Origin of the sequence: Brevibacillus sp. JNUCC-41 (assembly GCF_014844095.1) — a bacterium.
Classification (GTDB): Bacteria; Bacillota; Bacilli; order Bacillales; family DSM-1321; genus Peribacillus; species Peribacillus aracenensis.
The window spans coordinates 923,605-938,519 of record NZ_CP062163.1; the positions used below are offsets into that span (position 1 = coordinate 923,605).

Annotated in this window: 15 protein-coding genes and 1 pseudogene; 2 read left to right on the forward strand and 14 right to left on the reverse strand. The window is 34.6% G+C overall.

Features of this window, described 5'->3' with window-relative positions; all coding sequences use genetic code 11:
* Positions 1-100: 100 nt before the first annotated feature.
* Positions 101-1,108, reverse strand: a complete 1,008-nt coding sequence (locus JNUCC41_RS04540; protein WP_192206570.1) for a proline racemase family protein — start codon at positions 1,106-1,108, stop codon at positions 101-103.
* 346 nt (positions 1,109-1,454) lie between these two features.
* Here JNUCC41_RS04540 and JNUCC41_RS04545 point away from each other — a divergent pair, with 346 nt between their 5' ends.
* Positions 1,455-2,831 (forward strand): sigma-54 interaction domain-containing protein, encoded by a 1,377-nt coding sequence (locus JNUCC41_RS04545; protein WP_192208041.1) that lies wholly within the window; start codon positions 1,455-1,457, stop codon positions 2,829-2,831.
* A gap of 487 nt (positions 2,832-3,318) precedes the next feature.
* On the opposite strand, the gene JNUCC41_RS04550 is transcribed toward JNUCC41_RS04545, so the two are convergent.
* The 11 genes and pseudogenes from JNUCC41_RS04550 to JNUCC41_RS04600 form a co-directional block, all read right to left on the reverse strand.
* Positions 3,319-4,581, reverse strand: a complete 1,263-nt coding sequence (locus tag JNUCC41_RS04550) for a dicarboxylate/amino acid:cation symporter (protein WP_192206571.1) — start codon at positions 4,579-4,581, stop codon at positions 3,319-3,321.
* Between the two features lie 444 nt (positions 4,582-5,025).
* Positions 5,026-5,409 (reverse strand): VOC family protein, encoded by a 384-nt coding sequence (locus JNUCC41_RS04555; protein WP_192206572.1) that lies wholly within the window; start codon positions 5,407-5,409, stop codon positions 5,026-5,028.
* Between the two features lie 110 nt (positions 5,410-5,519).
* A complete protein-coding gene (locus tag JNUCC41_RS04560; protein ID WP_076370470.1) occupies positions 5,520-5,798 on the reverse strand; it encodes an ArsR/SmtB family transcription factor in 279 nt (92 codons plus the stop codon).
* Positions 5,799-6,053: 255 nt separating this feature from the next.
* Complete coding sequence (locus JNUCC41_RS04565; protein WP_192206573.1) at positions 6,054-6,542, reverse strand: GNAT family N-acetyltransferase; 489 nt, start codon at positions 6,540-6,542, stop codon at positions 6,054-6,056.
* 370 nt (positions 6,543-6,912) lie between these two features.
* Positions 6,913-7,266 (reverse strand): hypothetical protein, encoded by a 354-nt coding sequence (locus JNUCC41_RS04570; RefSeq protein ID WP_228467540.1) that lies wholly within the window; start codon positions 7,264-7,266, stop codon positions 6,913-6,915.
* Positions 7,267-7,525: 259 nt separating this feature from the next.
* Complete coding sequence (locus JNUCC41_RS04575) at positions 7,526-8,158, reverse strand: LysE family translocator (RefSeq protein WP_192206574.1); 633 nt, start codon at positions 8,156-8,158, stop codon at positions 7,526-7,528.
* A 777-nt stretch (positions 8,159-8,935) separates the two neighbouring features.
* Positions 8,936-9,223, reverse strand: coding sequence for a hypothetical protein (locus JNUCC41_RS04580; protein WP_192206575.1), 288 nt, complete (start codon positions 9,221-9,223; stop codon positions 8,936-8,938).
* Between the two features lie 230 nt (positions 9,224-9,453).
* Complete coding sequence (catA, locus tag JNUCC41_RS04585; RefSeq protein WP_192206576.1) at positions 9,454-10,101, reverse strand: type A chloramphenicol O-acetyltransferase; 648 nt, start codon at positions 10,099-10,101, stop codon at positions 9,454-9,456.
* 237 nt (positions 10,102-10,338) lie between these two features.
* Positions 10,339-10,608 carry a hypothetical protein gene (locus tag JNUCC41_RS04590; RefSeq protein WP_192206577.1) on the reverse strand — a complete coding sequence of 90 codons (270 nt, stop codon included), beginning with the start codon at positions 10,606-10,608 and terminating at the stop codon, positions 10,339-10,341.
* A gap of 476 nt (positions 10,609-11,084) precedes the next feature.
* Positions 11,085-11,523: pseudogene (locus tag JNUCC41_RS04595) on the reverse strand (N-acetyltransferase family protein).
* Positions 11,524-11,783: 260 nt separating this feature from the next.
* The gene (locus tag JNUCC41_RS04600) at positions 11,784-12,152 is read right to left on the reverse strand and encodes a hypothetical protein (protein WP_192206578.1); all 369 of its coding nucleotides are present in this window, start codon (positions 12,150-12,152) and stop codon (positions 11,784-11,786) included.
* A 457-nt stretch (positions 12,153-12,609) separates the two neighbouring features.
* Between JNUCC41_RS04600 and JNUCC41_RS04605 the strand changes: the two genes are divergently transcribed.
* Positions 12,610-12,768, forward strand: coding sequence for a hypothetical protein (locus JNUCC41_RS04605; RefSeq protein WP_192206579.1), 159 nt, complete (start codon positions 12,610-12,612; stop codon positions 12,766-12,768).
* Between the two features lie 501 nt (positions 12,769-13,269).
* Here JNUCC41_RS04605 and JNUCC41_RS04610 read toward each other — a convergent pair.
* Both JNUCC41_RS04610 and JNUCC41_RS04615 read right to left on the reverse strand, forming a co-directional pair.
* The gene (locus tag JNUCC41_RS04610) at positions 13,270-13,803 is read right to left on the reverse strand and encodes a DinB family protein (RefSeq protein WP_192206580.1); all 534 of its coding nucleotides are present in this window, start codon (positions 13,801-13,803) and stop codon (positions 13,270-13,272) included.
* A 251-nt stretch (positions 13,804-14,054) separates the two neighbouring features.
* Positions 14,055-14,558: a GNAT family N-acetyltransferase gene (locus tag JNUCC41_RS04615; protein WP_192206581.1), complete on the reverse strand. Its 504-nt coding sequence runs from the start codon at positions 14,556-14,558 to the stop codon at positions 14,055-14,057.
* Between the last annotated feature and the right edge of the window lie 357 nt (positions 14,559-14,915).

A 14,915-nucleotide genomic window follows, 5' to 3' on the forward strand; every position in this document is an offset into this window, starting at 1 on the left:
TCGTAAACAGGCTTAATAAATAATGTGGGAACCTCATCAAACTTTGATTAAGTGAAGCAAGCCATATAGGTATAATTCACTGTCATCGGCTTCCTGTGCATTAAGCATTTTCCAATACAAACTGTTGATTTAAGGTAAAGCCTTGTTGATATGGATCGGTTTCTTCTAAAGCAAATCGATGTAATCCGGTAACCCAGGCTGCCCCTGTAATCTCAGGAATAATGGCATCGAAACCTGATACTGTCGTTTTCCCAACTACTTTACCTATAAATCTGGAATCGATAATACTTTCTTGAATAATACTTTCACCAACTTGAAGATCCAGGGTTGCTAATTTGGCTGAAGTACCTGTACCGCATGGGGAACGGTCAATTTGTCCATTCCCAAAAACAACAACATTGCGATAATGATTCTTCTCCTTTTTTAAGCTGAACTCTATAAGATCCACCGTGCAAATATTGGGGTTTTGCGGATGCTCAAAATAAAATTGCTCATTAAGCATTTGTTTTATTCTCATACCAAGTTTAGATAAGACAAGAGTTTCGCTTGTTTCCAATTTCAAATTAAATTGTGACGCGTCTACAATAGCAAATATGCTGCCGCCGAATACAATATCTAATTTGATGGTTCCATAGCCTTCAATAAAAATATTCACATTTTTTTCAAGAACAAAAGATGGCACATTCCGGAACGACACTTCACTAACTTTCTGATCTTTATATTTAGCCGTACATTCCACCTTGCCTGACGGTGTATCAAGAAAAAACAATTCCTTTTGAGGTAACAAGCCAAACTGTATACCTGCAGTAATAGTGCCGATTGTGCCATGACCGCACATATTAAGATAATCACCGCTGTCCATGAATATTAAGCCTGCATCACAACCTTCTTGAGAAGGTTCGCAAAGAATAGCCCCAAACATATCCTGATGACCGCGTGGTTCGTTCATTAATAAATTTCTTAGCCAAGGTATTTCTTTTTTAAGATTATTTTTTTTTTCTAACATTGTATCTCCTGAAATTTTTGGAACCCCACTTACAATAATTCTAGTTGGCTGACCCATTGTGTGGGTATCGATTGTTTCAATAAATTTAGAAAAATTGATCATCACTACACCTTCTCTTTTTTCACAAAAATTTGCATTCCACTAGACATAATGCAATTTGCATGCCAAAAACTTTTTTCCAGCATTACTTCAATCAAAAAAACAAAATTAACAATAAGTCATTCTCTTTTATATAACGTGTATTTTCCTTATTCTGAACTGATGGAGCTGGATTAAAGGGACGGTACAATAGCAAGATTAATACGTAATATTTTAAAAAAAAATCAAACTCTAAATATAAATATTGAATAGACTTCATTTTTAAAATATTATAAAAAGTGTAAATATTATTTACATAATGTAAACCTGTAAACTTACACAAAAGAGCCGTAAAAGGAGGCAGATCAAAATAGCGGATTTTAGCAGAGATAATATCCTTTTTTATTTAGAAGCTATTTTAAAAACCAGTAAAGATGCAGTGACAGCTGTTGATAAAACGGGGCGGGTTGTTTACTGGAATGAAGCAGCAGAAAATACTTATCAAATTAAATCAAATGAAATAATAGGGAAAAACATAGAGAACTATTTTCAAATGAAGGACATTAAATTGTACGAAATCTTAAAAAGTAAACAGCCGATATTTGATGTTTATCATCAACCTCGTCCTGATAAGCATATTTCAATCAGTTCTTCTCCTGTTTTTGACCATGGCGGCAACCTGATTGGCGCCATATCGGTAGATCGTGATATAACAGCTACCGTAAAACTAAATGATAAGCTTTCCGTTACAACCTCGAAGCTACAGGATTTAAAACAGCAAATCATAAATCAGGCTAAAAACTTACCGTTCTCCAGCATAAAAGGCAGCAGCAAAATTATTAATCAGATAAAGGCATCCGCTATTAAAGTAGCAGCAACTGACGCAACAGTACTGATATTAGGAGAAAGCGGTGTAGGGAAGGAACTTTTTGCACAGGCCATTCATGAGTCAAGTTCTAGAAAAAAAAGGCCATTTGTTCCTATTAATTGTGGTGCGATCCCCTCGCCCTTATTTGAAAGCGAATTCTTCGGCTATGAAAAAGGTTCGTTTACAGGAGCTGAACAGGGTGGCAAGGCAGGAAAACTAGAAGAAGCAAATGGCGGTACACTATTTTTAGATGAACTAGGCACAATGCCTTTAGATATCCAGGTTAAATTCTTGAGAACTCTTCAAGAAGGAGAAATATATAGAGTAGGTGGCACAAAAGCGATCAAAGTAGACATAAGGGTAATAGCAGCTACAAACAGCATGCTGGAGGAGATGGTGGAAAAAGGGGAATTCAGAGAGGACTTATATTATCGTCTGAATGTGGTTCCCCTTCATATTCCCTCACTTCGAGAGAGATTAGAAGATGTTCCAGAGCTGGTAAATTTATTTATAGAAGAGTTCTCTAGTAAATATCAAAAAGAAATACAATTTCAATCGAATGATATGATAGAGTTATTTTCCTCATACCACTGGCCTGGTAACATAAGAGAATTAAGAAATTTTGTAGAGAGACTTGTGGTCATGACTGATGACGCTGTATTGCAAGCCAATGATATATTGAATATTCTTCCACAAAAGGCAAAAAAAATAGCGTTTGAACATACTACTATCACATTTCAAGATGAGATAAGCTTAATAGAAAAAGAACGAATAAAAGGTGCATTAGAAAAAACGCACGGTAATAAGACATTGGCAGCTAAAGAATTAGGCTTTTCAAGAGTTACTCTTTACAAAAAGATAAATAAGTATGGACTTTAATATTAATTTCGAACTTTTCTTTTCACCTTTAAAAACACAAAAAAAATAAAATGTAATATTAGGGCATCCCTTTGGGTGCCCTTTAGCATGCAATCAAAAAACAATGATACTTATAGTATTCAAATTTTACTTTTGCACTTATTGAAGTAAACTGCCTCATAAGAAAAGGCTGTTTTCGCATACTATGTTTCTATTCACCAAGTAATGCGGTGTGATTGATTTCCCCTCCAATGCTCGCTTTCCGCGGGGCGGGCGGTGAGCCTCCGCGGGGCGGGCGGTGAGCCTCCTCGGCGTGAACGCCTGTGGGGTCTCACTTGTCCCGCTGCTCCCGCAGGAGTCTCCCCATTGTTGAAAGTCATGAGTATGGGGCCTGAATAGTCATCTTGAAGATTTAAAGATTGTTGTTTTATGAGAATATCAGGTCATTACTGCTTGCATCATTGCTTTTCCCCATTCTTCTGATGTAATGATGCGGCTTAACCTATCATCAAAATGTTGGTGGCACCTGCCGAATGCTTGACTGTTCGGATTGAGCTTTCCATTCTCCCTGACGGAACTCTTTTTCCCACTTCGAAACCACAATGCAAGCCAGAACATGTCCAGGTGTATTACAAGCAGTACGTGCCATATCCAGCACACGGTCAATTCCTGCAATAATTGCTACGCCTTCTGCAGGAAGCCCTACTGCTGAGGCTGTAGCTAAAAGGACAACTAGCGAACCGGATGGAACAGCGGCAATTCCTTTTGAAGTTGCAACAAGAACCCCCATTACAATCAACTGTTGGCCAAAGTCCATCGGGATGCCATATGCTTGCGCCAAGAAAATAGAGCAAACTGAAAGGTACAATGTCGAACCATCACAATTCAGTGATAGCCCAGAAGGAATAACGAATGAAACAACGCGTTTCGAACAACCGTATGCTTCCATTCGTTCCATTAACTGAGGCAGAATCGTTTCCGTACTTGTTGTAGAAAAAGCGATAAGGAACAAATCCCATATCATTCGAAACACTTTAAAGTAAGAAATCTTCAAAAACCAACCAATTAATGGGAATAGAACGAAAATAACTATAGCAAGCCCAAGATACACAACCCCGATCAACTTTGTCATAGGGATTAAAAGGGCAATGCCATACTGACCTACAGAGGCTGCCATGAGAGCGAGTACACCAATCGGTGCCGTTACCATGACCATTTGTGTCAGTTTAAACATGATATTTGCAACTGATTCCATAAACTTCATTGCCGGCTCTGACTTTTTGCCAATTGCTCCAGCGGCTGCACCAAATAAAATGGCGAAGAATATAACAGCTAATAAATCACTTTTTGCCATCGCATCAACAATGTTGCTTGGAATGATGTTAACAAGCATCGTTTTAAAATCGACAACCTTGGTAACGCTTTCATTTAATTGTGTGATATCCTTTTGAGCAAGGTGGGACAGATTAAGCCCGGCACCAGGCTTTAAAACGTTAACAAGGATAAGACCTATACCTAGAATCAGAGTGGTAATAAATTCAAACCAAATAATTGTTTTAAGTCCTAATGAACCCATCTTTTTCATGTTTCCGTCGCCTGATGACCCAATGACGATAGTGGTGAAAACAATAGGCACAACAATCATTTTAATAAGATGAATGAAAGCGTCGCCAATTGGCCTTAGGGACTGGCCAAGTACAGGAAAAAAATGTCCGATAAGTGCTCCAATAAACAATGCTATTAATACTTGAAAAGCAAAAAACTTTTTCATATGTTATCCTCCCTGAACGAAAGATTAATAGCCTCATCACACAATATGTCAATAAATAGGTCTTTCCATTCTCATTTAACTATTGAATGAGAATGAAGAAATGGCGTTTAAAAATTGAATCTACATTTCCATAGACAACCTCCCCATTTAAAAATATTTGTAAATATACCAAAAACTGTATCACCTTTATCATGATTCAGTAAAATACAGAATTACTATAAAGTTATAAGAATTAATTATTAATTCCGTTGACATCTTTTATTGTTCCTTAATCAGCTAACGCACCCGTTAGTTTAGATGATCCACAATGGCACATTTCCATTGCAGAATGAGAACAATTTCTTAAACATGCATAACCCCGTCCTAAAATTAGGACAGGGTTACCATAAAGCTGTTTAATTGTTGATTAAAGCACTTCACCCAACGTAAAACAAACCAATGAAGTTACTGCTGCAATATCTGAATAAGGTTGCCGCATGTATCGTCGAAGACAGCTATTGTGGCTTCGCCCATTTTTGTCGGCTCCATAGTAAACTTCACGCCGTTTTCCAATAATCGTTTGTACTCTTCATGAATATCTGCAACGCCAAACATTGTTGCCGGGATGCCATCTGCAAATATCTTCTTTTGATACTCCTGTGCGGCAGGATGCTCATTCGGTTCGAGTAAAAGCTCGGTACCGTCATGAGCTTCGGGAGAAACAAGCGTGATCCACCTGAATTTCCCCATTGGAACGTCTTGCTTTTTTACAAATCCCAGCTTTTCTGAATAAAATTCCAGTGCCTTGTCTTGGTCTTGTACGAATATGCTGGTAACAATGATTTTCATAATGTTTTACCTCCTTTGATATTTGTGACGCATGGTGCTGTGCTAACAATCCGGCTGCGAGCAAAACGGACCCACACAATTGCCAGAAGTCTTGTTCCGATTTTATAAAATTACTCGATCCATCCTTTTAGCAAATTTTTAAGTGGTTCGTTGTTGAATATAACTACTCGATACTTTCCCTTTCGTTTCGATTTTACGAGCCCTGCATCTTCCAATACAGAAAGATGTTTAGCTATCGCTTGTCGCGAAATGGAAATGTCGTGCTTCATAATGAGACGTACCGTAAGTTCATACAACGTCAGTTCGTTGCGTTCGGATAGTTCGTCTAATATAAGCCGCCTAGTCGAGTCTCCAAGTGCTTTGAATATAGCGTCTTTGTCCCAATTCATATATCGAGTATAAGCAACCCTAAGGTTGCTTGTCAAGAACAAGCAACTGTATGGTTGCATGATAAAGGAACCGTATCATGCACTCTTAACAAGTTCAAGTCACATTATTGTAGTTTTACCCATTTTATAAATATAATGATAAAAAATGCATAAATCCTCATTGGATCATCACACTAGTTAAATTTATAAGCACCCGCCCCGTTCATTCCATAAGAAAAAGGCTGCCGCAGCAACCCTTGTAGTTAATAATCCGGTTTAAATTTGAAAGGATTGCATCAAACATTCTTCATCATCTATCATTTTCTTTTTTTCTTCAAAATCTATTTTCAACGCACTAAAAATCTTTCTCCAAAATATAACGGCAGGAATATTCTTGGCTAATTCAACAACAAAGTAGCAACCCTTTTTTTGTTTAAACAATTCCTTTAATAATGCAATGGCCATACCCTTTCTTCTATATTTTTTCAAAATAAAAATATCATTAATGCTGTAATCATATTCCTTATTTAAAAACGGCCTTTCCAATAGTAATAAAAACCCTACAATCATCTTATCTTTTTTCAAAAAATATGGTGTTAACCCTTCCCTCTTCCAAATTAATTCAAATGAATCAAATTCGAATGAACCATCTGATGATATGTCTAAACCCTCGGTATACTCCGAAAGGTCATGTAAATAAAGGGAATATAAATTCTTAAGAATATGCTTTTCATCTGAGGAAATTTGATTTAAGGAAACAGTCATTGTTATACCTCTTTTACATTTAATCAAACCTCTTAATTATTTCGACATAAACTTTCATTTGCCCTTCATGAACCTTTCCTGCCCCCTTAGTGCCATAAGAAAAAGCTGCCTTGAAGACGGCCCCGATCTTCAGCAAGCGCACCCGTTAGTTCAATAACCAAGTATCAAACTCACAAACAACATTTCCTGTATCTTGTAGTATTGAGGCCATACCCTTTGCAGCGTTGGTGAACGTACTAGTGATGTCAGTACGCTTCCGTTGTAAAATTCAATGCTAGTAAATTATACAAAACTATTTAAATATTAATTTATTTACGAAACTTTTCAAATAAAATGCTACCCATTGAAAATGAGTAGCAAGTAATAAAAGTTATTTGAAAATAATTTGTAGTTTTCCATATACTTTGCCAGAGGAATATCCATCTTTCACATCAACATAAAATTTACCAATTTTCATACCTGTGAATACTGTACTTCCACCTGCTAAGCTATGATAGCCTGTGCACTTTCCAGTACTCGCATTGCAAAGACGAGCCCATAAGTTACTATAATTAGTCAATAACACACTTCCAGAAGCGGTCTTTAAATAAATTGGGGAAACTAGTTCTACCTCTAAGTCACTACCTTTGTTAGGATTTCCAATTTCTCCATCCCATTTTCCATCTTCTGTTTGAAAAGAATACTGAGGAACACTTGCTTGAGCAGTAGAAGTACTAAATGCCATTCCACCTACCAGAACTAACACAAACGTACTTAAGATTGAAAATAAGCTTTTTATGTTATTTCCTCCTCCAATCTTTTATCCCTTTTATAATATCAAAATGAACTAATTATTCAAATAGTTAAAAATAACCAAATATTCTTAGATTATTCAAAAGAAATAAGCAAAAACCCTTCAGAGTATATTCTGAAGGGAATTTATATTACATATGAATCGAGTTAAATCTTATATAACATTATGAGGGGGCATTGCTTATTAAATGTTATTGAGGAGCTTTTGTTTGCAGCAACTTCAACCCCATACCAATAAAAATTATTCCTGTTATTTTGTTTAAAATCATTCCTACCTTTTGGTTTCCTCTTAGTTTTTTTGTAGCATAAGAAGAGAAAGTTGCAATAAATAGACACCATAGAAATCCAGTGAATGTAAAAGTAAGTCCTAAGATGATAAAAGGAATAGGACCTGAAGCCTTTGTATCTATAAATTGCGGGAGAAACGCAATAAAAAATAAAGAAACTTTTGGATTCGTAAGACTTGTTAAAAGTCCTTGTATATATAACTTTCTAATGTTTAGTTTACTGGATGGAGCACTATCAAAACTTGCATTTGTTTTATCGATCAACATTCTAATTCCCAAATACATCAAATAAATAACACCAACAATTTTAATTGTGTTAAATAAAATAATAGATTTTGTAAGAATGATTGATAAACCCAAAGCAACAAATAACGTATGGATTAAAGATCCTGTAATAATACCAAAAACAGAATAAACACCTGCTTGTCTTCCTTGTGAAATACTTCTTCCCACAATATACATTGTATCTGCACCAGGAATAAGATTTAATAGAATTCCTGTTAGTAAAAAAACCTCGTAATTATTGATTCCGTACATTTTAGCACCTCTTTTAATTTTTTTGGTGCCCTTATTGATATTAAATAAAATTGTATGAAAAGAAAAGATTTTTTTGTTTTTTTAAACTTCTCTTAAAGTTATGACGATTCAAATTGCATCTTAACATATCTCCTTATTCAACTAAACTGCCCCGTTAGTTGAATAAGAAAAATCAAAAGCATTGTTTAACAGAGTCTATTTTAAAGAAGTAACAATCAAAAAAGCTTGTAAAAGTCTACTTTTACGAACGGTAGCGACAATGCTATACCACCCATTTCGGAAATTTTATACACTAAGAGAATTCCAACCTAAAAAGTCGACCTCCTTTACGTGAACTGCACCCCAATTGTTAGACACAACTAACAATTGGAGGTGCAGTTCACCTCTACGTTAAGGAATCGACTTTTTTTACTTTTCATTGATGCTTTGCCGGTGTTCGTGCCGGTGTTGGTGCTTTTGCTCGTGTTGATGTTTTTGCTGGTGTTGGTGCTTTTGCTTTCAGAGTTATTCACCACCTTATTTAATATTCGTAATTATTTTACCTAACAATTCTAGAACCATTCATAAAAAATAAGATGACAATTTCATCAATAAATAATTTAAACAAATATTAATGAACAATACGAAGTCACTAGTTTGTTGAACTATCTTGCCCCTTTAGTTTCATAAGGAAAAGCTGCCTTAAAGAAAGCTCTGATCTTCAGCTAACGCACCCGTTAGTTTAAGTACATTTTTTCACAATCTTATGTTTTGAACATCAAACATTTAAGAAACAATCTAAAAAAATAATTTCTTTTTAACACATAATTGAGGATTCGTGATTAATTTAGCTTTCGCTATTCCTCGCTTAAATCTTACATTGTTTAACCATTCAACAATTGCTTTTGCATCAAAATTAGGGTGAATTCTTTCCCCATTTTCTAAAGCCCAATATTCTGTATTCTTTTCCTCGTCAAAAATCCAATTTAGAAAGTACTCCTGAATACTGTTCATCTTCCTACCTATTTTTGTTGAACAAGAAATGTATTGAATAAAATCTTCACCAAAGTCAATTTTTATAATCATAAGAGTTTAACTCCTTAAAATCGTTTTGAAATTAAGGCTATTATAGCATTCCTTATTAAACTAACCTGCCCCGTTAGTGCCATAAGAAAAAGCTGTCTTAAAGACAGCTCCAATCTTCAGCTAACGCACCCGTTAGTTTGAGTACATTTCTTCACAAACTTTGGTTGTAATTCTATAAAAAAAGGAACTGCTTTCACAGTTCCCCTTCTAGATATTTTCCCAATGAGCAACTAGAGCCAGTCTGCACTTTCATCAGCAAATCTTTGTAAGTCATTCATAAAAACACTTGCATGATAACCATCACAAACAGCATGATGAATTTGTAACGAAACAGGTAAGAACCATTCATCTTTTATTTGTGAATATTTACCCCCAGTTATAATGGGTAAGAGAAAATCTCCAACATTATTAATATTTAAATTAAATGCTGTAAAAGAACTCCAAGGGATCATAGATATCGGAATATTATTATCTGGTACAGGAGTCTTTGGAAATAAACCACCCGTACCACTGTATTCTTCTACATCTTTCTCATACTGAGAATGAAATTCAGAAAACCTACTTACATTTGGTGACCAGATGCTAGAAAATGTGTATGTCTTCTTATCAAAAATTGTATAAGAAGGCAAAATTTCTGACCAATAACCTAAATTCCCTTCTGGGTTAAAACTGGTTTTAAATTCTCGATGGGAATTAACTATATTTGTAACCATAAAAATAAACGCAGGATATAACTTATAATTCTTCTTCTTTAAGTTCTTCATAAGAACAGTAATATTAATTTCATTCGTTATACTGAATGTTGTTTGTTGTTGTAAATAGTGTTCGAAGTACTCTTTTCGATACCAATTTTCACGATCAATTATATTAAATTTCATATACAACGCCTCCTAATATGTTTTATTTGATTTAGGAGGCTATTTCCTCTGCTTTTTTCATACAATCATCCTTTTGTAAACTAATTTATACCACAACATTATCAAGTATTCCTAGACTAAAATCAACTTACAGATATTACTTTCTTCAATTAACTACCCCGATACTTGCATAAAGAAAAAGCTGCCTTAAAGACAGCTCTGATCTTCAGCTAACGCACCCGTTAGTTGTATAATTATTTATTTTCCAAAGAAAAAGAAATACAGTGCTAATAAATATATACAAATGTATACCCAAGAACCCATTATCAAGAAAAAATTAAAACATCCTTTATTTTTTCTATTTAGTATTACATTTAAAATAGCCACTATTACCATTAAAATATATAAAGGTGCTACCGCTAATTTTGAGATAAGTTCTGGAAAGGGCATTTCCATTAATTTGTCATCCACATTATCTCCCCCTAACTTAAGTCTAATATTAGCGTAATTATCCAATTCTTTGTTCAACTAACCTGCCCCTTTAGTTCATTAAGGGTTTTTCACTTTTTTTCGAATGTATGATAATGTTAAAAATCGCACATTAAAAAAACCGCCAATTGACGACCTTTTTCTTAAACATTTAGTTCCAGATGTGTTCCTTGAGTTTCTTGATTTTAAAGCCAAGGAACACTATTACACATACCATATAAATCCCAAGATATACAAAAGGTAACTTTTCTGAAAGCATCCAGTAAGTACTAAAGGCGATTAATAATATATACATTAGAAAATCAAAAATTTTAGATTTCATAGATTATTCTCCGATCATAGGATTAACTTTATAAATTTATACCATTATTATACAATGTTTTCTTAACAAAACTGAATAAGCGTATTTTTCACTTCACTTGAATGTGCGTTTATGGGAATTATCATACATTAAGAATTGGCATATTAATCATATTTAATTAGTATTTTTCAAAGTAAGGTAAAGTGTCTTTCATTCAAAACGGCAAACTCATAGTAACTGTTCTTATATTAAAGCCCATTTTTTTCGTACAGTTTAATAGCTTGGTTCTCTGCAAAAGCGCTTAGTCGAACTTCCGAGTATCCATCTTGTTTTAGAAGGTCAATGGCAGTTCTCATAAGCCTTTTAGAAATTCCATTCCCTCTAAATTCTTCTATAACAAATAGTTCATAAATAAATCCATTCATCTTATCAGTAAATTGGTCTTTACTTGCCCCTATAAGAACCCAGCCCATTAATTTATCGTCTTCTGTTGCTATTAAATAATAGCTTCCCTTTTCAAGAAGTGGTTCAACAAGTTTTTCTATTTTTTCATTTGTTGGTTTTACTTCACCCAATGTGCCATCAAAAACAGCCTGTGGTGAAAGTAACATAACCTTTTTAAGTTCCGAGTCGTTAGGTTTTCTAATATCCATTAATTGAGTCAGTCCTTTCAATATCTTTTTATAAAGTTTAACATTACATCCCATTAATTCCCTTCCAAAGTCCATAATTACGTGATTTCTTATGCAACTATCCTGACCCGTTAGTTCACTAAGAAAATGTTTTCTTAGTAATTTATGCATCCGGATACGACATAAAAAGAAGCCAACAGACTAGCTGCTGACTTTTATAACTTCCTTATTAAACTAATGCCCGTTAATTTAAGAAAAACAACTATAATGTGGTTATGTTTTTAACTTTCGTTATTAGATAGGTATTCTGCTACATCTTTTGGAACTTTAAAATGCAAATTTAGTTTCTTGGTCCTGAATTCGATATAAGGACTGTCTTTATATGTAATAATTGTAGCGATTTGTTTAAGTTCCTTTTTAACAGTTATAGGCTCACCAAGTTTGACTGTATCCTCTTGGTACATCTTATAAATATATCCTTTAGTCGAATTTGAAGGACTATCCACAATACTCCATTTATCAACTTCAAGTGCATTAACAAATTCATTTACATCTTCTTGATTGTCAATAACGTTTAAAACCAATTCCGGATTTTCTTCTGACGATACTTCTATCTTTTGGGATTTACCAAGCCCAGGGTCTTTTTTCAAGTCTTCTTTTTCTATACTGCATCCGAAAATATAGATACGCTAAAGGCAAATATAAATTTCATACAAACTTTTTTAATAATTGTTGTCCTCCCTCCAAGAAACAGAACCAAACACTCATTCACTAAATCAAGAAAATTTTAACATTTATTGATTATTATTACTATACCTCTACAATCTAAATTAAAAATAATAAAACCAAACTATAAATTACTTCACTTAAACGATCCCGCCGCTTTAGCGCCACAAGAAAAAGAGCTGCCGAAGCAGCTCCCTTATTAAAATTCCGCCCGCCCCGCGGAAAGCGAGCATCTGGAGGGGAAATCCACCACACCGCACTACTTGGTAAATAGCAACAAAGTATGCGAAAACAGCCTTTATCTATTATGGTCCATAAAAAATCATAAATAGCATTAGCAATATGTTTAATATGAACAATATCTTACCAAAGAGATTTTTTATGGCTAAAACAGAAAATACAATTGAAATTAAGAATGAAAAAATTGCGAGTTTTGATGGAAAATACACAATGTCTAAAATGCCTATCATAGGAAAATACAAAAATAACATGCTAACAAATATAAATATCATTGAAAAAAGTAATGCTATCGTGATGTAAATATAAGTTCTAACTTTTTTCAGTTGTTGTTTCTCATAACTATTATCAACCATTTTGTCCTCCTAATATTAAATTTCTTTAATCAACCTGTACCTAATGCTATTCTCTATCTGAACAATAAAGACCTTCTACAACTATCCTGCCCCTTTAGTTCCATAAAGAAAGAGCTGCCTTAAAGACAGCTCTGATCTTCAGCTAACGCGCCCGAAAGTTCTATAAGGGGTAGCGTCAGGAATATGCGGATTTATAATGTTAAGGAAATTTCGATACTAAAAAGCCCAATTTCTCAGCATTAAAATTGAGAAATCGGGCTTTTTTCGTTACTCCATTAAAGCGCACTTTAACGGGACAATTCTATTCGTCATTCAACCGTTTCATAATCAACCTTCGTTGTAAACTGTTTATTGGTTTAACTTAAGCGGCACCCTCTCAGCTCTTTAAACTCCTCAACTGGGCTTCTGCTGATATCCCGACAGTCAATAACTACATCAACAATAAAGATTACTTACTTACTTTTAAAAGAAACTGATCGATTCGTTCTTTTTGCCGTAAGTGGTGCCGGAAATGCATTTCGATTAGTTGAAAATATTCCTCTGCATTTAAATACCCCATTCTCCGGTGCTGAACTTTCCGGCTGGCCGGAATGTCAGAGAGCTTTCTCTCTATCTCTTGCATTTCCTCAATGATTTGAAGCAGTCCTTCCTTTACTTCTTCTTTTCCTGTAGGGTTTGGCGGTGTAAAATCCGGTGTATCCGGACCTTTTAACCTGATTGGAGGAAACTTTCCTTCTTTGAAAATCGATTCGCCTATTTCTGTTTTTTTACCGTCATCGGAAGTAGTGCCATTAGCGCATTGCTTAATGGCTTTCAATTGAAGATGAAGGGTGCTCTTTATTAAATGATTGTACATTTGTCCTAATGACCATTCATCCTTAGAAGGCTTTCTTGTAAACTCATCCAGCGAATATTTACTTAACTCTTCAATATAGTATGTAGCCACCTGTTCGAATCGCTTCAATATCACTTTTGTATCCAATAGATCTCCCACTTTCTTTATAATTTTCTTTCTCTTTAATGTACGTCCCAATGCTAAACTACATATCATCTTCTAACATTAACTTCGACTCACTTATAAATAATCCCTTCTCTTTCATTCATGAATATAGGCAATTGCTGAACAAAGGTCAAACAGCACTCTTCAACTATCCTGCCCCTTTAGTTCCATAAGAAAAAAGCTGCCTTAAAGACAGCTCCGATCTTCAGCTAACGCGCCCGTTAGCTCAATAATCAGATAGTTAGAACCATCAAATCCTCATCAAAATAGTGCCCATTATACTTTAAGGCATTTCGTTCTGTACCATAGACCTCAAATCCTAAAGACATATATAGTTTCTTTGCGGAGTCATTATCAGATACAACAGTTAAATTTATTTGTTCCAATCCATCAGAATTCTTCGCCCTTCTTATAAGTTCATTCATTAATGATTTTCCTAAGCCCTGACCTCGATTGCCTGGAGCTATGTACATCCCAAAAACATTCCCTTTATGTCTGGTTTTGATATTGTTTTCACGTATAAAAGTAACAATTCCAACTAAAGATTTTCTATAATCAAAAGCACCTACAATGTACTTGTCCCTGGTTGGTTTCATTCGCTCCTTTACCGTTTCTAATGAAAATTCCACCTCTCTCTCATATGTTGAACCAAATGCTTCTGGGTTAATTTTCAATGCATTCAATCGCACTTCCTGGTATAAATGGGCATCGGACTCTTTTAAAATACGAATATTCATTAGCTACTCCCTCCGTTTATTTTGCATGAATTTAGAAGAGTTTTTCTATACGATTAAGTTTGTATAAAGCATTCTATTTATCGCTACCAATATCCTTCTTGAGCAAACCTGCCCCTTTATTTCCAAAAGAAAAAGCTGCCTTAAGACAGCTTCGATCTTCAGCACGCACCCGTTAATTGATTAAGAAAAGCGATTCTTATTAAAAAATCGCGCCCGATTGTTGAACAAATCCTTTATTACTTAAAATAAAATTTCTACCATAATATAAAGAAATATATCTTAATTTACTACATAGAAATTCGCATAGAAATTCATTAGTTATTATAAAACGAAAAAATTGACAAAAATTTTTATTTA